19 protein-coding genes are annotated in these 19,204 nt (G+C 54.9%); 10 read left to right on the forward strand and 9 right to left on the reverse strand.

The window, feature by feature from the left end:
• Positions 1 to 64 precede the first annotated feature (64 nt).
• From thpR to panC, 8 genes are all read left to right on the forward strand, one after another.
• Positions 65 to 610, forward strand: a complete 546-nt coding sequence (thpR, locus tag J9892_RS05690; RefSeq protein WP_103259579.1) for an RNA 2',3'-cyclic phosphodiesterase — start codon at positions 65 to 67, stop codon at positions 608 to 610.
• The gene (gene sfsA, locus J9892_RS05695; RefSeq protein ID WP_210538044.1) at positions 607 to 1,350 is read left to right on the forward strand and encodes a DNA/RNA nuclease SfsA; all 744 of its coding nucleotides are present in this window, start codon (positions 607 to 609) and stop codon (positions 1,348 to 1,350) included. Before thpR ends, sfsA begins: the two co-directional genes overlap by 4 nt.
• A gap of 119 nt (positions 1,351 to 1,469) precedes the next feature.
• Positions 1,470 to 1,919, forward strand: a complete 450-nt coding sequence (gene dksA / locus J9892_RS05700; protein ID WP_029314801.1) for an RNA polymerase-binding protein DksA — start codon at positions 1,470 to 1,472, stop codon at positions 1,917 to 1,919.
• Positions 1,920 to 2,028: 109 nt separating this feature from the next.
• Entirely contained in the window at positions 2,029 to 2,931 is a 903-nt protein-coding gene (gene gluQRS / locus J9892_RS05705) for a tRNA glutamyl-Q(34) synthetase GluQRS (RefSeq protein WP_210538045.1), read from the forward strand.
• A 100-nt stretch (positions 2,932 to 3,031) separates the two neighbouring features.
• Positions 3,032 to 4,522 (forward strand): polynucleotide adenylyltransferase PcnB, encoded by a 1,491-nt coding sequence (gene pcnB / locus J9892_RS05710; protein WP_210538046.1) that lies wholly within the window; start codon positions 3,032 to 3,034, stop codon positions 4,520 to 4,522.
• A gap of 10 nt (positions 4,523 to 4,532) precedes the next feature.
• Complete coding sequence (folK, locus tag J9892_RS05715) at positions 4,533 to 5,030, forward strand: 2-amino-4-hydroxy-6-hydroxymethyldihydropteridine diphosphokinase (RefSeq protein WP_210538047.1); 498 nt, start codon at positions 4,533 to 4,535, stop codon at positions 5,028 to 5,030.
• Positions 5,031 to 5,050: 20 nt separating this feature from the next.
• Positions 5,051 to 5,845 carry a 3-methyl-2-oxobutanoate hydroxymethyltransferase gene (panB, locus tag J9892_RS05720; RefSeq protein WP_039040847.1) on the forward strand — a complete coding sequence of 265 codons (795 nt, stop codon included), beginning with the start codon at positions 5,051 to 5,053 and terminating at the stop codon, positions 5,843 to 5,845.
• A 96-nt stretch (positions 5,846 to 5,941) separates the two neighbouring features.
• Positions 5,942 to 6,799, forward strand: coding sequence for a pantoate--beta-alanine ligase (panC, locus tag J9892_RS05725; protein WP_210538048.1), 858 nt, complete (start codon positions 5,942 to 5,944; stop codon positions 6,797 to 6,799).
• 55 nt (positions 6,800 to 6,854) lie between these two features.
• Here panC and J9892_RS05730 read toward each other — a convergent pair whose 3' ends face one another.
• The 6 genes from J9892_RS05730 to hpt all read right to left on the reverse strand — a co-directional run bounded on the left by J9892_RS05730 (position 6,855) and on the right by hpt (position 15,105).
• Entirely contained in the window at positions 6,855 to 9,500 is a 2,646-nt protein-coding gene (locus tag J9892_RS05730) for a hypothetical protein (protein ID WP_210538049.1), read from the reverse strand.
• 2 nt (positions 9,501 to 9,502) lie between these two features.
• The gene (locus J9892_RS05735; RefSeq protein WP_210538050.1) at positions 9,503 to 11,665 is read right to left on the reverse strand and encodes an AAA family ATPase; all 2,163 of its coding nucleotides are present in this window, start codon (positions 11,663 to 11,665) and stop codon (positions 9,503 to 9,505) included.
• Positions 11,666 to 11,697: 32 nt separating this feature from the next.
• On the reverse strand, positions 11,698 to 12,648 hold the full coding sequence (locus tag J9892_RS05740; RefSeq protein WP_210538051.1) for an IS1595 family transposase: 951 nt from the start codon (positions 12,646 to 12,648) through the stop codon (positions 11,698 to 11,700).
• 126 nt (positions 12,649 to 12,774) lie between these two features.
• On the reverse strand, positions 12,775 to 13,548 hold the full coding sequence (locus J9892_RS05745) for an ABC transporter permease (protein ID WP_010675577.1): 774 nt from the start codon (positions 13,546 to 13,548) through the stop codon (positions 12,775 to 12,777).
• Positions 13,545 to 14,462, reverse strand: a complete 918-nt coding sequence (locus J9892_RS05750) for an ABC transporter ATP-binding protein (protein ID WP_045521939.1) — start codon at positions 14,460 to 14,462, stop codon at positions 13,545 to 13,547. The genes J9892_RS05745 and J9892_RS05750 overlap by 4 nt, the downstream gene beginning before the upstream one ends.
• A 112-nt stretch (positions 14,463 to 14,574) precedes the next feature.
• Positions 14,575 to 15,105 carry a hypoxanthine phosphoribosyltransferase gene (gene hpt, locus J9892_RS05755; RefSeq protein WP_010675579.1) on the reverse strand — a complete coding sequence of 177 codons (531 nt, stop codon included), beginning with the start codon at positions 15,103 to 15,105 and terminating at the stop codon, positions 14,575 to 14,577.
• A 201-nt stretch (positions 15,106 to 15,306) separates the two neighbouring features.
• On the opposite strand from hpt, the gene J9892_RS05760 reads away from it, so the two are divergent.
• A complete protein-coding gene (locus J9892_RS05760; RefSeq protein WP_029314803.1) occupies positions 15,307 to 15,921 on the forward strand; it encodes a TetR/AcrR family transcriptional regulator in 615 nt (204 codons plus the stop codon).
• A gap of 73 nt (positions 15,922 to 15,994) precedes the next feature.
• On the opposite strand, the gene J9892_RS05765 is transcribed toward J9892_RS05760, so the two are convergent.
• Complete coding sequence (locus J9892_RS05765) at positions 15,995 to 16,606, reverse strand: flavin prenyltransferase UbiX (RefSeq protein WP_042864976.1); 612 nt, start codon at positions 16,604 to 16,606, stop codon at positions 15,995 to 15,997.
• Entirely contained in the window at positions 16,603 to 17,973 is a 1,371-nt protein-coding gene (gene mpl / locus J9892_RS05770) for a UDP-N-acetylmuramate:L-alanyl-gamma-D-glutamyl-meso-diaminopimelate ligase (RefSeq protein ID WP_171865641.1), read from the reverse strand. Before mpl ends, J9892_RS05765 begins: the two co-directional genes overlap by 4 nt.
• A gap of 233 nt (positions 17,974 to 18,206) precedes the next feature.
• Between mpl and ppa the strand changes: the two genes are divergently transcribed.
• The gene (ppa, locus tag J9892_RS05775; protein WP_005335667.1) at positions 18,207 to 18,737 is read left to right on the forward strand and encodes an inorganic diphosphatase; all 531 of its coding nucleotides are present in this window, start codon (positions 18,207 to 18,209) and stop codon (positions 18,735 to 18,737) included.
• A gap of 25 nt (positions 18,738 to 18,762) precedes the next feature.
• On the opposite strand, the gene J9892_RS05780 is transcribed toward ppa, so the two are convergent.
• Entirely contained in the window at positions 18,763 to 19,113 is a 351-nt protein-coding gene (locus tag J9892_RS05780; RefSeq protein WP_010675583.1) for a hypothetical protein, read from the reverse strand.
• Positions 19,114 to 19,204 lie beyond the last annotated feature (91 nt).

A 19,204-nucleotide genomic window follows, 5' to 3' on the forward strand; every position in this document is an offset into this window, starting at 1 on the left:
TCCCGGGAGCGGCTGCCATAGAATGGCCCTTATCCGATGCCCATCACGAGGACCAACACGCCGCATGCCCAAACTCTTCTTTGCCCTGCCCCTGCCAGAGCTTGCCCCCGAGCTTGCGACCTGGCGAGACCAGCGCCCCTGGCCCGGCCAGCCGGTACCCGAGAGCAACCTGCACCTGACCCTGGCCTTTCTCGGGGAGACCGACGAAACGACCCAGGCTCGCCTGATCGCGGCCGCCGAGCGACAGCACTGCCCCCCTTTCACCGTCCATCTGGATCAGACCGGCTGGTTTCAGCGCGCCAAAGCCGCCTGGGTGGGGCCCGGTGAGTGGCCGAACGAGCTGACCGTGCTCGCGAAGGCGCTGCGCCGCCACGGTGAAAAACTCGGGCTGGGCAACGGCGAGCAGGGCTATCGCCCCCACGTCACCCTGTCGCGCAAGGCGGGCGAGGCCCCCGACGAGCTGCCTGCGCCGGATTTTCTGCTCAGGGCCGATCGCTTCTGCCTCTATCAATCCGTCAGCACGCCGGACGGCGTCCACTACGAACCGCTCGCCTGCTGGCCCCTGCGGGCCCGCGTCAAAAACCCGCACCGCGAGGAGCTCACCCCATGATCTTCGATCCCCCCCTGCAGTCCGGGCAGCTGATCTCCCGCTACAAGCGCTTCCTGACGGATGTCGCGCTCGACAACGGCGAGGTGATCACCATCCACTGCGCCAATACCGGTGCCATGACCGGCTGCGCCCTGCCGGGCACCCGGGTCTGGTACTCCACATCCGACAACCCCAAGCGCAAGCTGCCAAACAGTTGGGAAATCGCCGAGAGCCCGGCGGGTCACTTCATCTGCGTCAACACGGCCCGTGCCAACCAGATCGCCCGGGAGCTCATCGAACAGGGCGCTCTCGCCCCCCTGGCAGGCTATGCCAGGCTGCGCACCGAAGTGAAATACGGGGAAGAGAACAGCCGCATCGACCTGCTGCTGGAAGATGACCACAGGCCGGATTGTTACATCGAGGTGAAATCCGTCACCCTGCTCGACGAGCGGGAGCAACCCGGCATGGGGTACTTCCCCGATGCGGTCACCACCCGCGGCGCCAAGCACTTGCGTGAATTGATGGCCATGAAGGCGGCAGGGCACCGGGCCGTGCTGCTGTTCATGGTATTGCACTCCGGCATCACGAGAATGCGCCCTGCAGCCCATATCGATCCGCACTATAGTCAGCTTGTTGAACAGGCGATGGCGGCAGGGGTTGAAATTTTATGCTATCGCCCCCATGTTGGGGTGCAGGGCATGGTGGCTCAGGATTTTATCCCATTTGAATCTGACCATATGCTACCCGAGGGCAGAGAATAAATGCAGAAGTGGGTAACATTATTGATAAGGCTTGTTTGCCTCCCGTTGACCCTTCTGCTATAGATGTCGCCCTCAATTTATGGATGGCACGGGTAGCGTGCTGAATTAGGAGACAGGGCATGCCAACAGGCGAAAACAGGAAATCTCTGGGCCCCCTGGCCATTGCGGGTGTAGAGCCTTACCAGATGAAAGCCGGTGAGGAGTACATGAATGACCAACAGAAGGTACATTTTCGCAAGATCCTGGGAGCCTGGCGCAACCAACTGATGCAGGAAGTTGACCGCACCGTCGACCACATGAAGGATGAGGCTGCCAACTTCCCGGATCCCGTGGATCGCGCCGCGCAAGAAGAAGAGTTTGCTCTCGAACTGCGCACCCGCGACCGTGAACGCAAGCTGATCAAGAAGATCGAGAAAACCTTGCTGCTGCTCGAAGAAGATGACTTCGGTTACTGCGAGCATTGCGGCATCGAGATCGGCATCCGCCGTCTGGAAGCCCGTCCGACCGCAGACCTCTGCGTGGACTGCAAGACGCTGGCCGAGATCAAGGAAAAACAGATGGCTGGCTGATGCCGCCCATCCACAGGAACGAAAAGGGAGCCCAGGCTCCCTTTTTTATTGAGCTTTTGGTCGGGCCGTCCCAGAATGCAGCCTCAATGCATCGCCTACCCGAATTGCCATGGTCATGACATCCCCCCCCTCCCGACGCCCCTATGTGGGCCGCTTCGCCCCCTCACCGTCCGGTCCGCTCCACTTCGGCTCCCTGGTCGCCGCCCTTGGCAGCTTCTTGCAGGCCAGGGCGCAGCAGGGACGCTGGCTGGTGCGCATCGAAGACATCGACCCCCCGCGGGAGATGCCGGGAGCGGCTGACCTTATCCTCACCACCCTGGAGGCACACGGTCTTGGCTGGGATGGGGAGGTGATGTTCCAGAGCGCGCGCCATGGCCGCTATGACGAGATCATCGATCAGCTCTATCGGGCCGGGGATCTCTACTGGTGCCGCTGTACCCGACGCGAAATCATGGCCGCAGGGGGGTTCTACAACGGTCATTGCCGCACCCTGGGGCTGACCGCCGAGGGGTGTGCCGCCCGTTTGCGCCAGCACCACCCGGTCTATCGGTTCGAGGATGCGCTTCAGGGAGAGATCACCGTCCCCGCGGCGCTGGCGGAGGAGGACTTCATCGTGCGCCGCCGGGACGGGCTCTACGCCTACAACCTGGCGGTGGTGGTGGATGACATGGACAGCGGCATCACCGAGATCGTCCGCGGCGCCGATCTGCTGGAGCCCACTGTGCGCCAGATTGCCCTCTACCAGACCCTGGGGGCAGAGGTGCCCGCCTGGGTGCACTTGCCGCTGGCGGTGCAAGCGGATGGCAACAAGCTCTCCAAGCAGAACCATGCGCCGGCGCTGTCGCAGGACGAGGTACGACCGGCCCTGTGGCAGGCGCTGCACTTTCTCGGTCAGTGCCCGCCGCCCGAGCTGATGGCGAGTCGGATCGACGAGATCATCAGCTGGGGCATCGCCCACTGGCAGCTGGCCCGGGTACCCCGCCAGCAGAAGATCACGCAAGGGCAAAGCTAGCCCCGGCTGCATTTCTTGCCCCAAAAGGACCAATCAAGGGGAAGCAGGCCACACCGTTTCTCATTTGGTTGGGGCTGAGCTATGATAGGCCGCTATTTTTTTGGCCTCCCGTCAATTTGAAGTCATAACGAGGTGTACCATTTTTTCCCAGATCGCAAACTTTTGCCGCAAAGTGCTCGGCAAGGAAGACGGCGAGCAGTCGGTGGAGTCCCCCATTCCGGCCCGTGTCGCCGGACAGCGCCGTACCTTGAGCCGTGACCAGCACCCGATTTCGCGCAAAGAGATCAGCGAGAATGCCCTCAAGGTGCTCTATCGCCTGAACAAGGGGGGCTATGAGGCCTACCTGGTCGGCGGCGGCGTCCGTGACCTGCTGCTCGGGAAGACCCCCAAGGATTTCGACATCGCCACCGACGCGACGCCGGAGCAGATCAAGGCGCTGTTCAGCAACTGCCGCCTCATCGGCCGCCGTTTCCGCCTGGCCCACATCGTCTTTGGTCGTGACGTGATCGAAGTGGCCACCTTCCGGGGTCACCACCATCAGGTCAATACCAGCAAGCATGTGTCGGCCCAGTCCGATGAAGGCATGCTGCTGCGGGACAACGTCTACGGCACCATCGAAGAGGATGCCGAGCGTCGCGACTTTACCGTCAACGCCCTCTACTACAGCGCCAAGGATTTCACCCTGCACGATTTCGAGGGTGGGCTGGAAGACCTGGCCGCGCGCAGACTGGAGCTGATTGGCGACCCCGAGACCCGCTACCGGGAAGATCCGGTGCGCATGCTGCGCGCCGTGCGCTTCGCCGCCAAGCTCGACATGACCATCAGCCCGCGCACCGCCGCCCCCATCCGGGAGCTCGCCCCGCTGCTGCAGGACATCCCGGCCGCCCGCCTGTTCGAGGAGACCCTCAAGCTGTTCCTGGCGGGGGACGGGCTGGCCACCTACAAGCTGCTGCGGGAATACGGGCTGTTCCAGCCGCTGTTCCCCCAGGTAGCCGCCCTGTTAACGCCCCACGGCAACTCGCCCTACGAGCAGTTCATCGAGCAGGCGCTGATGGACACCGATACCCGGGTCCGTGAAGAGAAGCGCGTCACCCCCGCCTTCCTCTACGCCACCCTGCTGTGGGGCGCCGTCGAGGCCCGCGGCCGGGTGCTGGAAAACGAGAGCGGTCTGCCCTGGTACGATGCCTTCATGCTGGCCATCAACGAGGTGCTGGACAACCAGGTGCGGATCATCGCCGTGCCGCGCCGCTTCACCACGGACGTGCGCGACATCTGGGCCCTGCAGCAGCGCCTGACCCGCCGCCAGGGCAAGCACCCCGAGCGCGCCATGGAGCACCCGAAATTCCGTGCGGCCTTCGACTTCCTGTTGCTGCGCAACCGGGTCGAGCGCGGCCTCGGCGAGCTGGCGAGCTGGTGGGAGCGCTATGTGGCCTCCAACCCGGACGTGCGCCCGCAACTGCAACGGGAGGCGACCCGCCGCCCGGCGAGCGGCGAGCGCGCCGACTCCCGCAGCGGTGATGGCGAGAAGCGCAGCGGCAATGGCCGCAACCGCCGTCGCCCCCGTCGCCGCAAGCCGAAGTCGGCAGAGTAAGGATCCGCCGATGATCGAGGTCTTCGTCGCCATCGGCTCCAACCTGGCCGACCCCCTCGGCCAGGCTCGTCGCGCCATCGCCGCGCTGGCGATCCTGCCCGAGTCCGAGCTGCTGCAGACCTCCCGCCTTTACGGCAGCCGCCCCATGGGCCCTGCGGATCAGCCGGACTACGTCAATGCCGTGGCGCGCCTTGCCACCCGCCTCAGCCCCCTGGCGCTGCTGGACGAGCTGCAGCGCATCGAGCAGGCACAGGGGCGAGTGCGCAAGGATGAGCGCTGGGGCCCCCGGACCCTGGATCTCGATCTGCTGCTGTACGGCGACGAGGTCATCCGGCATGAGCGCCTGACGGTGCCTCACTATGGCATGAAGGAGCGGGAGTTCGTCCTGCTGCCCCTTGCCGAGATAGCCCCCTCCCTGGTGCTGCCCTGCGGCACCCCGCTCACCGAACTGGTTGCCCGCTGCCCGCGCAATGGACTCGCGATCCTGGCCGGTGCAGCAGGCGAGTAGAGAAGAGTAGGAACAACGTAATGAGCAAGATCACCACTACCCACCTGCAGAAGATGAAGCAGGACGGACAGAAAATCACCGCCATCACCGCCTATGACGCCACCTTCGCCAAGCTGTTCGACGACGAGGGCGCCCAGGTGCTGCTCATCGGCGACTCCCTCGGCATGGTATTGCAGGGCGGAGACGACACCCTGGCGGTCAGCATGGACGAGATGGTCTATCACACCCGCTGCGTGGTGCGCGGCACCACCAATGCCCTGGTGGTGACCGACATGCCGTTCATGAGCTACGCCACCCCGGAGCAGACCTACCAGAACGCGGCGCGCCTGATGGCGGCCGGTGCCCGCATGGTGAAGATGGAAGGGGGGGACTGGCTGTGTGACTCCATCCGCCACCTCACCCGTAACGGGGTGCCGGTGTGCGGCCATCTCGGCCTGACCCCGCAATCCGTCCACGTGTTTGGCGGCTTCAAGGTGCAGGGGCGCGACGAGTTCCACGCCCAGGAGATCTACCGCCAGGCGCTGGAGCTGCAAGCGGCTGGCATCCAGTTGCTGGTACTCGAGTGCGTGCCCGTCTCTCTGGCAGAGCGCATCACCAAGGCGCTGCGCATTCCGGTGATCGGCATCGGTGCCGGCCCTGCCACCGACGGCCAGATCCTGGTGATGCACGATGCCTTCGGCATCACCTCCGGTTATGTGCCCAAGTTCACCAAGAACTTCCTGGCCGAGACCGGTGACATGCGTGCCGCCATTCGTCTCTACGTGCAGCAGGTGAGCGAGGGGACCTTCCCCGGCCCCGAGCACTGCTTCAACTGACTTTCTGTCGTCATGAGCGCGGGGGCCTGTGCCCCCGTCTCTCACTCCCCCCTGACGACCCCCTCTTTTATTGATTCATCTGAAGGTGAACTGACGATGTTGGTTGTGAACAATCCCGCCGCGCTGCGCGAGCAGATCGGTCAATGGCATCGCGAAGGCCGCGCCATCGCATTCGTGCCCACCATGGGCAATCTGCATCAGGGTCATCTCACCCTGGTCGAGGAGGCCCGCCGCCATGGCGACAAGGTGGTGGTCAGCATCTTTGTGAACCCCTTGCAGTTCGACAAGGCCGAGGATCTCGCCAACTACCCCCGCACCCTGGAGCAGGATTGCGCCGCCCTGGAGGCCGCCGGTGTGGACCTGGTCTTCACCCCGACGCCGGAGATCATGTATCCCCAGGGGCTCGCCAGCCAGACCTTCGTCGAGGTGCCCGGCATCTCCAGCCTGCTGGAAGGGGCGCTGCGTCCGGGGCATTTTCGCGGGGTCAGTACCGTGGTCACCAAGCTGTTCAATCTGGTACAACCGAACGTGGCCTGCTTTGGCGAGAAGGATTACCAGCAGCTCGCGCTCATTCGCAAGATGGTGGCCGACATGGCCATGCCCATCGAGATCGTGGGCGTGCCGACCGTGCGGGCCGAAGACGGGCTGGCCCTCTCTTCGCGCAACGGCTATCTGACCGCTGCCGAACGGGCCATTGCCCCCGAGCTCGCGCGCACCATGCACTGGATTGCCGAGCAGATTGAAGCGGGGAACAGTCACCTCCCCTCCCTGGTTGCCCAGGCCAGCCAGCGCCTCGACCACGCCGGTTTCAAGACCGATGCCATCGACATCGTCGATGCGGATACCCTCGAATCGGCCACCGGGCAGAGCAAACGTCTGGTGATCCTGATGGCGGCCTATCTCGGCAAGGCTCGCCTGATCGATAACCGCGTCGTGGCATGTAGTCTGATTTAATATAAATAAGGCGCCCAAAGGCGCCTTATTTTTCATATTTAGAAATAGTATTCACCTACCATCCCCCCCAATCACCACAATGTGGGCATTTTATATTAAATGGTTCGATCGCTCTTGCTGAATGATATGTCCAATACAAACCGTTTTTTATTAAACGGGTATCTGTATTACGGCAGTGATTATAACTAATAAACTGTTCGCACTCCATACATTGCATCCACACGGAGCGGGAAGTTCGAAGTACCCGCTGACCTTGTTTATTAATATAGTATGAAGTCTTCACTACTGGTTTCACATTAGCAGAACCGCATCGTATACAAAATGGTTGGGAAATCGTCAAATCATTTTCCGATTCTGATAATTTTACATCGGCATCCTCTAGCTTATATTGGAGGAGCAGCCCTAATAGTCGCTGAAGCTCGTCATTATATAATTCCTTGTCAATTGGGTTTAATAATATTCCACCGTAGTCATGATTTGGCTTTTCCTCTTTACCTATATTTATCTCTCCCAAATAGCTATATTTACCCCAACTTTGCGCCGTGACGACCTCTGGTAAAGCCTTCTTACATGGATGAATTAAAAATACAGGATTAGAATGCTGTTCGCTATAATCTTTTACATCTCGAAGCAGGCTAATTACGTTCATTAGACCGCCAAAACGGTTAAAGGTCTCCTCGTCATAAAATTTCGCATCCATTATGAAACGCTTGGTATGGCACACTTGGTTTTGTTCATCATTTAGAGCATACCAGTTCAAATCAAGTACAAAGTCGGGACGTTTTCCATTGCTTAAAGTTTTTTCATAAGTCAATTTTATAAATCGCTTAGAGTCTGCATTTGAAAAATGAATTGCTATGTCATTTTTTTTCGTTTTTATTGCGTCAATTAATTGATACTTCCAATTATCTTCAGGTACAAATCTGAATGATTCTTTGAGTACTTTAATAATTTGTAGCAGACACCATCTTTCATACAGTAGCGGCATATTTACAAGCCCAATAGAGTCGATTTCCTCAAGGTTGACTAACAAGTTTTCATCAGCAAGGTTTGTCAGATCTTTTAAGCTCTTATAATAATGATGGACACCCTGATAATGAGGATTTTGCACAAATGTCATCGAGCTAGGGAAATGTGATGAGGGTGTAACACCTAACGCTTTAAATTCTTGAATTACTTTATAAATTTTCCGAAGTTTTGGTTCGATTTTTCTGTATACGTACTCAGACAAAGATTGATTGGTAGTATAAAAATCAATACGGTTTAATAGCGATTTCTTTTCTTTTTCTTGTTCATTCAATTCCCTTGCATTAAGTTTTCTTTTCCACCCATACTGTTTTAATTGTTTAGCCATGGCTATTTCATTGTCGTATTTTTCTCGTATGCTGTGGAGTGCGCCACTATCAATAAGCTCAATATCAACAAGTGAGTTAATGGTATACACCAATACCTTACCATATTTATTTACCGCGCCACTCCCTGTGATTTTATAAGTAGAATTTAGAGTTAAGCATGCCAATAACTCGGCATGGCTATTCCTAAAGGATAATATAGCGTATTCACTGTCGTATTTTCGCTGAACTAAATTGCTGTTTTCTAATTCAAAAACATCAATAAAAAAACCATCGTTAACATTGGTTTCTCTATCCTTAGAGAACCTCTTAGTACGGAAGAAAAGTGTGTTACTTATCGTATTGCCACTATCAAATAGAACACCTTCTGCCACCAATGACTTTGTTAATTGTTGTTGCCAATACTGTAAATGACACTTTTCACGCATTATCTCAAAATCTTTAACAAGTAGATTCCTGTCTACAGTTACCGTATCACTGAAAGAATCATGTTGATCTTTAAGCTTATTGACCTTATCTGCATATCGCTGTGATTTATTACCTGATAAAGTCACGACTTGTTTAATTATTCTATAACAACGTTCAAGCGCAAAAAGTATATATCTATTTTCAGCCACATTATAACTTGGGTTAGTTGCTCGACTAGTCAACACTTTATGGTTAGCCTTATTCGTAAGCTCCATGAAAGTACGGCTAACTGGTTTAACCATTTTACGCGGTTTTAATGCTTGTATTTCTCGAAGTTCAATCTTAGGAGTTTTGAGTATTTTCTCAGCATGAATGATCATATTACTTATGTTTTCAATTACATGTTCATTTATGCTAATTCCATCTTTCTGTATATTGGCATGAATTGAACTCAACTCATCCAATATTAGTTCCCATAAGTCATCTTTGAATGAACGAAGATAATCCTCTAATTGCCTCCTGGTAAAATCCATTGCGCCGATATGTATATGAACATCTATATCGTTGAGCACATATATTAATGTCCCTGCAGTATTAACACCGGTGTGCCGCCAATATTTGTCTTTTATATCCCATAACTCCTGTACAATCCACCAAACTTTACCAGTATCAATATCTTTTATTTTATTGAGATTTTTTACCCTTCCATCCGGCATTCTAATATATGGTGCAATTCCATTACGCTCATCAAAAAAATGAATTGCTAATTGGCCGCGCTGAATGCCTTTTACTTTAGGGTATATCGTGGTTTCACATTCGAACGTTTGAATCTCTGCGCTGTATTCTAATGATAAGCTTACTAAGGACTCCGTTATTTTTGTAATCGTATCTTTATCATACCATTGAATTTCGATGTATTTAATTTCAAAATCAGCCTTCATAATTAATTCCAGAAATTAACAATTCCATCATGAGTCTTGGCATTACTCACTACATTTTCAATTGCAGATACTGCAGAAAATATTTTCGGGATGTTTTCGTGCGTGGGAATGATTTGTTTTATTCTCTCAGAAAAAACTTTATCAATTAACTGTAGTTTGGTTTGTTGATCAACCATCTTATTGCCATCGAAAGTTAACTTTGGTAATACCTTATGAAGTAAAAAATTATTTATCGCTTGCATATCGTCATCATTAACATCTTCAAATAAGTATAAATAGTTAAGCCCCTGACGGATAGTTCGCATCCCAAATTCGACACCTAACTTATGGAGGAACTCTTTATTTAGATCAATGAATAATTTGCAGAATGCATTTTCACGATCGAATCTTGGATAGTCCTGCCTAATCCCCAACGCTTCGACTTCAAACAATAATGGCTTTGATACATCGGTAAAATTATAAGTTTCAACTTCGCGTAGAATTTCATCCCAATCTGATAACAATGGCGACTCGAAGCGCATTATATGAGCTCTATCCAAAATTTTTGGAGATAGATAATGTGTTGTTTCGTCAATATTAATAGCACCTATGATGTGCACGTTGGCTGGCATTGTGATGCTAGAAGGCATTGACATAACTGCCGATAACATTCTGCGGATTTCACTATGATATTTTATTAAAGAATCTTTATCACTGAAACCAAAGGCTTGCCTGAGATAGTTGTTAAGGTTCTCATCCTTTAGTAATTCAATAAAATTAATCACTCCATCTTGATTATATTTTTCTTTCCCTGCTTGAATAATATCTACGACTGCCTTTAACTCTGAAAGTACATGCGCTGATTCATCCGCCGCATAGAGCGGAATTTCTGGTGTTTCATCACGAGATTCTAGCAGGGATAGAAAGTCAGCAAAATAATACTCAACCCTAGCAAGATTCATTTCATCAAGGCAGATGAAATATGGCGTTTCTGGATTTTTATGCGCTTCGAGAAGAGCTTCTAAAAATGGCGTCGATAGATATTTTTTCTCCAGTGGATTGTAATAACCTAGTAAATCTTCAGAACTAGTCCAGTTAGGTTTGACGGGAACAACTATTGATTTACCCCCAACTGCTTTAGCGAATGACTTAATTAAATTAGTCTTGCCAGAACCCGAGTCACCCGCCAGAATAATTAAATCTTTTGTGCGAAGAAGAGTTATATAGTTTTCGATGATATGACGTGGATAAAGTATATCATTTTCAACTAAATGAGCCTGTATGTAAGACACTGCTTTTTCATAATCACCCGCTAGATCATTTATAAATGACACTCCATCTATTTTATCTGATTGAGATTTGGGCTCTAACAAAAAACCCTCTAAATCATCCTCATCCAAAAACTCAAACGTTTTTAAAAAGCTAGCTTTGTCTGAAATATAACTTCTCAATCGTGCTATTTTAGCATTCATCTCTACCTCGACCTTTCTAAAATTGTCTATTATAAGTTTTAATTGTTTTTTCTTTGAAGTGATATCAGAATCAAGCAATGAGTTTGACTCTTGCAACTTTTGTTGTTTATTGACTAGCGAGCCAATCAATTGAGCAGCCGAATCTATTTTACTTTCGATTTCCTGCGTTTCTTGAATTTTTAAACTAAGTATATGTTCATATTCATTACGCTTAGCCTCAAACTCTTTTTCAATTTTTATTGAGGTTTGTTTATGATAAAAATTATACAGTGACTTAGTAATGAACGATTCGTTGCTTTGGTTGGTAAAAATATCATTAGTTACTACTTCTGGCAATTTTGTAAGTTCACGACAGCTGCCGCGCACAACTTTCATTTCAAATGGAATCTTATGTTTTTTACGCTCAGCAATAGGGGCAAATTCTAATCTACACTTAATAAAAATTGACGTACCTTCGAATTTGCTTGCATCTTGTGGATGTATCCAAAACTCACAAGTGCCATTAGCACCACTCAATGGATATGATAGCAGTTGGTTATTTTTTATTGATCTAGGATTTTTAAGGTATCCCCATGTGCCATTTGCAGTACGGGAGAACTCCCCCCAAACCTTGAAGCCATCAGAGGCGATTCCCCAGCTTCTATCTAATCGCTCTAAAAGCTCAGAATCTGATAATCCCAACAGCTCGGAAGACTCATATAAAATATCAGTCATTACTCCCCTCGTAGTATCAAACTAATTCCTGATTACCCATGACCCTCAGCCAGCTTCAAGAGTCGATATGGCATCGGCGGGCTTGCCACGACGGCATGCCCCAATTCAACCAACATGCTCTTGAGGTCAAAACGATGATTAAACCGGAAGCAATACTCTGCAAGGTGCCTCGGTAAATGCTTCGCTCCGAGCGTATGGCAACTGCCCCGCAGCGAGTTCTTCACATTCCCTATCATCGTGTTTACCCAGTTGAATGCCGGATGATCCAGCAAGTCCAGGTTGCCCCCGGTGACAACACCCAGATGTTCACAATTGGCCTCCTTGACCGCTTTGAAACAGGCCAATCCATCTGATATCACCGCGCTACCACTGGCAACATGCCGTTTTGCCCAATCAGCAATGGACTTGGTTTTGAAACCATCGACCACCGTCATCCGCATCTTGATTGGATGCCCTTCCTTGTTCAGGGCCACTGCCGCCACAAACGGCGTCTTGCCTGTCGCGCCCCGACCTCGTTTGCCACCACGGCGCTCGCCACCCCAGTAAACATCATCGAGCTGAATGATGCCGCTGATGGGCTGCTTGTCATCGGACTCTTTCATGACTTGCAGCAGCTTGTGCTTGAGCATCCACGCGGTGTCATATTTGACGCCCAACTGGCGCTTTAGCTCCATCGCTGACAAACCGGTTTTGGTTTGTGACAACAGGTGCATTGCCAGAAACCACTTGGTCAGCGGGAGCTTGGTGTTTGCGAAAATCGTGTTTCCAGTCAAGGACATCTGATGACGGCAGTGATTGCATTGCCACACACGTGGCCGCTTTTTCAGGCGGCAACAGGTCTTGTTGGCACATTCAGGGCAGACAAAGCCGTGAGGAAAACGCCAAGTGAACAGCGCGTTTTCGCACTGAGCTTCAGTGCCATAGTCCTTGAGAAACTCAAACAGGCTGTAGCCTTTCTGGAATTGGACTTTGCTTTTGGCCATGATCTCGCACCTCGATAACTGTACGTAAGATCAGTATAGTTCGTGGTGACTGCTGATCATGGGTAATCAGGAACTAATTTATCTTGAATAAGGCGCCTTTCGGCGCCTTATTCATATATCTACCACTCAGTGCCGCAACCCTGTGCCGCGGGAGATGAGCCACCAGGCCATCCCGTAGAGTACCAGGATGAAGCCGATGATGATGAGATAGGCAGTGCCGAGGGGCACGTCTGAGATCCCGAGGAAGCCGTAGCGGAACGCGTTCACCATGTAGATGATGGGGTTCACCTGGGATACCCCCTGCCAGAACGGCGGCAGCAGGGTGATGGAGTAGAAGACGCCCCCCAGATAGGTCAGGGGAGTCAGGATGAAGGTCGGGATGATGCTGATGTCATCGAACGACTTCGCGAACACCGCGTTGATGAGCCCCCCCAGGGAGAAGAGGATGGAGGTGAGCAGCACGGTCACGCAGACGCTGAACAGGTGATGGATCTGCAGCGGCACGAAGAACAGCGACACCAGGGTGACGATGAGGCCGACACAGAGGCCGCGCGCCACGCCACCGCCCACATACCCCGCGATGATGATGTAGTTGGGCACCGGCGCCACCAGCAGCTCCTCCACGTTGCGCTGGAACTTGGCGCTGTAGAAGGAGGAGGCGACGTTGGAGTAGGAGTTGGTGATGACCGACATCATGATGAGGCCGGGCACGATGAACTCCATGTAGCTGAAGCCACCCATGTCACCGATGCGCGAGCCGATGAGGTTGCCGAAGATGACGAAGTAGAGGCTCATGGTGATGGCGGGCGGCACCAGGGTCTGGATCCAGATCCGGGTGAAGCGGCTCACTTCCTTGGCCAGAATGCTCTTGAAGGCGATGTAATAGGTCATGGGGTTCATGCTTTGCGACCCTCCTCTACCAGATTGACGAACAGCTCTTCCAGCCGGTTCGCCTTGTTGCGCATGCTGAGCACCTTCACACCCTGGGCGGAGAGCTGCTCGAACAGGCTGTTGAGGGACTGGCTCTTCTCCAGCTCCACTTCCAGGGTGTTCTCATCCTGCATCCGGCCGTTGAACTCGGGCAGGGCCGGAACGCTGGAGCCCGGCACCAGATCCAGCAGGAAGGTCTCGCGACCCAGCTTGCCGAGCAGGCTCTTCATGCTGGTGTTCTCGATGAGACGGCCCTTGTCGATGATGCCGATGTTGCGGCACAGCATCTCGGCCTCTTCCAGGTAGTGGGTGGTCAGGATGATGGTCACCCCCTGCTCGTTGAGATCCTTGAGGAAACTCCACATGGAACGGCGGATCTCGATGTCCACCCCGGCGGTCGGCTCATCCAGGATCAGCAGCTTGGGCTCATGCATCAGGGCGCGGGCAATCATCAACCGGCGCTTCATGCCACCGGAGAGAGTGCGGGCCGCCATGTCGCGCTTGTCCCACAGATCGAGCTGGCGCAGGTACTTCTCGGCGCGCACCTTGGCCTCGGCCCGCGGCACTCCATAGAAACCGGCCTGGTGAGTCACTATCTGGCTCACCTTCTCGAACTGGCTGAAGTTGAACTCCTGGGGCACCAGGCCGAGCTGGGACTTGGCCAGCTCCAGATCGGTATCGATGTCATGACCGAATACCTTCACCTTGCCGGCACTCTTGTTGACCAGTGAGCTGATCACGCCGATGGTGGTGGATTTGCCCGCCCCGTTGGGACCGAGCAGGGCGAAGAAATCCCCCTGTTTGACGGTGAGATCGATGCCCTTGAGGGCTTCGACGCCCCCCTGATAGGTCTTCTTCAGACCGCTGATTTCCAATGCGTTCATTGCAACCCCTGTGATGGATGAGCCCATCTCGAGACAGAAAAGGCGGCTGTGACGCCGCCTGAAGACAGTCGATGGCGGGCCGGCCAGCCTGCCTTGCTACTTCGGACCCGGCTTACTCTTGCGGTACCACCTTGCCGATGAAAGGCAGGTTACGGTACTTCTGGGCGTAGTCAATGCCACAGCCCACCACGAACTCGTCCGGGATGGAGAAGCCAAGCCAGTCCACCGGCACCTGAACCTCGCGGCGGGACGGTTTGTCCAGCAGGGTGCAGATGGCCAGGGATTTCGGCTCGCGCAGGGAGAGGATCTCGCGCACCTTGTTGAGGGTGTAACCGGTGTCGATGATGTCCTCCACGATCACCACGTCCTTGCCTTTGATATCGTCATCCAGATCCTTGAGGATGCGCACGTCACGGGTGCTGTGCATGCCGGAGCCGTAGCTGGAGGCAGTCATAAAGTCCAGGGTGATGGGCAACTGGCACTGACGGCAGAGATCCGCCAGGAAGACGCAGGAGCCGCGCAACAGGCCGATCATGACCACTTCCTCGGAGCCCTGGTAACGGGCGGTAATCTCTTCACCCAGCGTGGCGATCCGGGCTGCAACCTCGGCCTCGGGGATCATCACCTCGACAATGTGTTTCATCACATACTCCAATAATGACCAAAGGGTTATTGGCCGTTCATTAACGTCAAAACCGAGGATTCTACCACTCCAACCAGTGGGCGTCAGGCATACGTGATGCTTTTATCGGCTTATTTTAATTGATAGAGTTAGCAAGCCTTCGGGCATTATCGGTGACAATACTATAAACACCATAATCAATAACTATTAGATGAAAAAACTATGGAACCACGCGCAGAAATAAGACGTCGAACCCGGCTTTCGCCGGAGGCTCGCCGTGATCAATTGATGGAGTGTGCCGTCGAGGTATTTTCCCGTCGCGGCATCGGCCGTGCCGGGCATGCCGAAATAGCCGAACAGGCAAAGGTCTCGGTTGCGACCGTTTTTAACTATTTCAATACTCGTGAAGATCTGGTCGACGAAGTGCTGACAGAAATCGAAGCCTTCGTACAGCAGATCCTCGAACAGGCCTACAACGGTCAGGGCTCCGCCAGGGAGAGCATTCACCGCCACGTGAAGCTGTTCGTTGACGCCGCCTATGACAAGCCCGATCACGCCAGCATCTGGCTGGAGTGGAGCTCCTCGGTGCGGGAAGAAGTGTGGCCTCGCTACACCCGGCTGCTGGACAAGGCGCTGGAGCGCATTGCCCCCCACCTGCAACGGGCCATCGACAACGGCGAGATCCAGAGCGTGCTGTCGGCGCAGGATCTGGCCCGCTCCCTGACCGGTTTTGGCTATGTGATGATGCAGATGATCAATCAGCCGCAGCGTCCGAGCCGGGAAGAGGTGACGGATTTCCTGTTCAAGTACGTGACGGCCCCCATCCAGGCCAGCTGACTCGCGCAGATGTTGACAAAGCGGCGCCGGGCTTTACAGCCCGGCGCCGCTTTTTTGTCCGCTCCCCGCCGTATCAGTGGTTTGCATAACCCCAGCGACTGGTCAACTCATGCTCAACACCCAGGTGGTCGAGGATGCGGGCGACCATGAAGTCCACCAGATCCTCGATGCTTTTGGGTTCATGGTAGAACCCTGGCGCCGCCGGCATGATGGTCACACCAAGACGGGCAAGCTTGAGCATGTTCTCCAGATGGATCGCCGAGAAGGGGCTCTCCCGGGGAACCAGAATCAGCTGGCCCCGCTCCTTGATCACCACGTCCGCCGCCCGCTCCAGCAGGTTGTCCGAGGTGCCGTTGGCAATGGCCGAGACGGTGCCCATGGAGCAGGGGCAGACCACCATCTGTTTGGGGGCCGCCGAGCCGGAAGCCACCGGCGAGAACCACTCCTCCTTGCCGCAGGCGACGATCTGACCCTCTTTGGCACCATAATGGCGACAGAGGTACGCCGACAGCTCCCTGGGGGAGCCCGGCCAATCCTGCTGCTGCTCGGTCTTGAGCACAACCCTGGCCGCCGAGGAGGCGAGCAGGAAGACCCGATAGTCCGCCTGCACCAGGCATTCCAGCAGGCGCAGGGCATAGGGAGCGCCGGAGGCGCCGGTCAGCGCCAGAGTGATGGCCTTGTTCATGATGTGCTCTGCTGCTCCTTGAGGCGGGCGATCAGCTTGTCGTGAATGCCGCCGAACCCGCCGTTGCTCATGATCAGAATATGATCCCCTGGGCGGCTCTCGGCCACCAGGGCGCCAATCAGGGCATCAAGGGCCTCGAATACCCGGGCAGGCCGGGTCATGTGGGCCGTCACCTCCCCCAGATCCCAGCCGATGTTGGGGGGCTGGAAGAAGAACACCTCGTCGGCACCGTCGAAGCAACCGGCCAGCTCCTCCTTGTGAACCCCGAGCTTCATGGTGTTGGAGCGGGGCTCCAGCACCGCCAGGATGCGGGCCTTGCCCACCTTGGCGCGCAGTCCACCCAGGGTGGTCTCGATGGCGGTGGGGTGATGGGCGAAGTCGTCATAGACGCTGATCCCGGCCACTTCCCCTTTCAGCTCCATGCGCCGCTTGGGGGACTTGAACTGGCAGAGGGCGTTGATCCCGTGCTCCACCATGACACCGGCATGGCGGGCGGCGGCGATGGCCATCAGACCGTTGTTGACGTTGTGCTCTCCGATGCACTCCCAGTGCACCTCGCCCTGTTTCACGCCATCCAGCCACACCTCGAAGGCGGAGCCGTCATCGGCCAGCTTCACCGCCTTCCACTTGGCGTCGTCCTGGCCCACCAGCTCCACCTCGCTCCAGCGGCCCATCTCGCGCACGGCGGTAAGGTTGTCATCACCTTTGGGGAAGAGCACCCGGCCGTTGCTCGGCACGGTGCGCATCAGGTGGTGGAACTGGCGCTGGATGGCGGCGAGATCCGGGAAGATGTCAGCGTGGTCGAACTCCAGGTTGTTCATCACCAGGGTGCGCGGGTGGTAGTGGACAAACTTGGATCGCTTGTCGAAGAAGGCGCAGTCATATTCGTCCGCTTCAATCACAAAGAAGGGAGCCGAGCCGAGACGGGCGGAAACCGGGAAGTTGCCCGGCACGCCGCCGATGAGGAAACCGGGTTCCAGCTTGGCATACTCCAGCACCCAGGCCAGCATGCTGGCGGTGGTGGTCTTGCCATGGGTGCCCGCGACGGCCAGCACCCAGCGATCTTTCAGCACGTGCTCCAGCAGCCACTGGGGGCCGGAGATATAGGGCAGATTGCGGTCCAGCACATATTCCACACAGGGGTTGCCACGGCTCATGGCATTGCCGATCACCACCAGATCCGGCGCCGGATCGAGCTGGGAGGGGTCGTAGCCTTCGGTCAGTTCGATGCCCTGTTGCTCGAGCTGGGTGCTCATGGGGGGATAGACGTTGGCGTCGGAGCCGGTCACCCGATAGCCAAGCTGTTTTGCCAACACCGCCAGACCACCCATGAAGGTGCCGCAGATCCCGAGAATGTGAATGTGCATACCGCTGCCTTTTCCAGTAAAGGGAGTGCGCATTCTAGGGTCTGTTGACCCGGTGGCACAAGCCGCGCCCATGGGGAGCGAAGGCATCCGCGCCCGCAGACGACAGAAATCGGGCAAGCGCGGGGAAAAGCTACCCTCCGCCACGCCACCCGGCCCTTGAAATATGGTCATTTGACGGGACATCGCTATAATGTCGGCCTGCAAACTTGACTCCAACACTCAAAGGAAACGTCATGAGCCTGAACCTGGTACCGGCCGGCAAGAGCCTGCCTGACGACATCTACGTCATCATCGAAATCCCGCAGAACGCCGACCCGATCAAATACGAAGTCGACAAGGACAGCGGCGCCATCTTCGTTGACCGTTTCATGTCCACCCCGATGTTCTACCCGTGCAACTACGGTTACGTGAACGCCACCCTGTCCCTGGACGGGGATCCGGTCGACGTGCTGGTTCCGACTCCCTACCCGCTGCTGGCTGGCTCCGTCATCCGCTGCCGCCCGGTCGGCGTGCTGAAGATGACCGACGAATCAGGCGAAGACGCCAAGATCGTGGCCGTTCCCCACTCCAAGCTGACCAAGCAGTACGATCACATCCAGGATGTGAACGATCTGCCCGAGCTGCTGAAAGCCCAGATCCAGCACTTCTTCGAGCGCTACAAAGAGCTGGAAGCGGGCAAGTGGGTCAAGGTGGAAGGTTGGGGCGACAAGGCCGCTGCCGAAGCCGAAATCAAGACCTCTGCCGAGCGTTACGCTGCAAAATAAGCGTATTCCTCGCAAAAAAGGCGCCTTATGGCGCCTTTTTTATGGGGCGTTGCGGGGACGCTCCGGGGGGATCCCCCTGGATATAGAGGTCGCGCCCATTTTGCCGATAGGGGCGGTAATAGTCATCACCGCAGCGATATTCCTGACCGGCACCTCCCACCAGATCGCAGTTGACCGGCAGCACCTCCAGCCACTTGATGGCCTGCTGGAATCGCAGCCACTCCTGCCATTCATGCTCCCGGGCCAGCTGATCCCGCAGGGCGAAGGTATCCGCGCTGGACAATCCCTGATTGACGATGACCTGCCCCGCCAGCGCCGGCGTGGCCACCAATATCAGCAGAAACCGTGAAACAAGCTTCATGATGATTTCCCCCATGACTTATTTCCTGAATTAAATTTAAAGTCAGATCAGATAATTACCAATATATCTGTCACCAGACCAATCCAAATGCCGGTCACTCACCTAG

The sequence above is a fragment of the Aeromonas sp. Prich7-2 genome (genome assembly GCF_017939255.1).
GTDB lineage: Bacteria > Pseudomonadota > Gammaproteobacteria > Enterobacterales > Aeromonadaceae > Aeromonas > Aeromonas caviae.

Coding starts and splice junctions, on each gene's coding strand:
- thpR (WP_103259579.1), top strand. CDS start 65: ATGCCCAAACTCTTCTTTGCCCTGCCCCTGCCAGAGCTTGCCCCCGAG.
- sfsA (WP_210538044.1), top strand. CDS start 607: ATGATCTTCGATCCCCCCCTGCAGTCCGGGCAGCTGATCTCCCGCTAC.
- dksA (WP_029314801.1), top strand. CDS start 1,470: ATGCCAACAGGCGAAAACAGGAAATCTCTGGGCCCCCTGGCCATTGCG.
- gluQRS (WP_210538045.1), top strand. CDS start 2,029: ATGGTCATGACATCCCCCCCCTCCCGACGCCCCTATGTGGGCCGCTTC.
- folK (WP_210538047.1), top strand. CDS start 4,533: ATGATCGAGGTCTTCGTCGCCATCGGCTCCAACCTGGCCGACCCCCTC.
- panB (WP_039040847.1), top strand. CDS start 5,051: ATGAGCAAGATCACCACTACCCACCTGCAGAAGATGAAGCAGGACGGA.
- panC (WP_210538048.1), top strand. CDS start 5,942: ATGTTGGTTGTGAACAATCCCGCCGCGCTGCGCGAGCAGATCGGTCAA.
- J9892_RS05730 (WP_210538049.1), bottom strand. CDS start 9,500: ATGAAGGCTGATTTTGAAATTAAATACATCGAAATTCAATGGTATGAT.
- J9892_RS05735 (WP_210538050.1), bottom strand. CDS start 11,665: ATGACTGATATTTTATATGAGTCTTCCGAGCTGTTGGGATTATCAGAT.
- J9892_RS05740 (WP_210538051.1), bottom strand. CDS start 12,648: ATGGCCAAAAGCAAAGTCCAATTCCAGAAAGGCTACAGCCTGTTTGAG.
- J9892_RS05745 (WP_010675577.1), bottom strand. CDS start 13,548: ATGAACCCCATGACCTATTACATCGCCTTCAAGAGCATTCTGGCCAAG.
- J9892_RS05750 (WP_045521939.1), bottom strand. CDS start 14,462: ATGAACGCATTGGAAATCAGCGGTCTGAAGAAGACCTATCAGGGGGGC.
- hpt (WP_010675579.1), bottom strand. CDS start 15,105: ATGAAACACATTGTCGAGGTGATGATCCCCGAGGCCGAGGTTGCAGCC.
- J9892_RS05760 (WP_029314803.1), top strand. CDS start 15,307: ATGGAACCACGCGCAGAAATAAGACGTCGAACCCGGCTTTCGCCGGAG.
- J9892_RS05765 (WP_042864976.1), bottom strand. CDS start 16,606: ATGAACAAGGCCATCACTCTGGCGCTGACCGGCGCCTCCGGCGCTCCC.
- mpl (WP_171865641.1), bottom strand. CDS start 17,973: ATGCACATTCACATTCTCGGGATCTGCGGCACCTTCATGGGTGGTCTG.
- ppa (WP_005335667.1), top strand. CDS start 18,207: ATGAGCCTGAACCTGGTACCGGCCGGCAAGAGCCTGCCTGACGACATC.
- J9892_RS05780 (WP_010675583.1), bottom strand. CDS start 19,113: ATGGGGGAAATCATCATGAAGCTTGTTTCACGGTTTCTGCTGATATTG.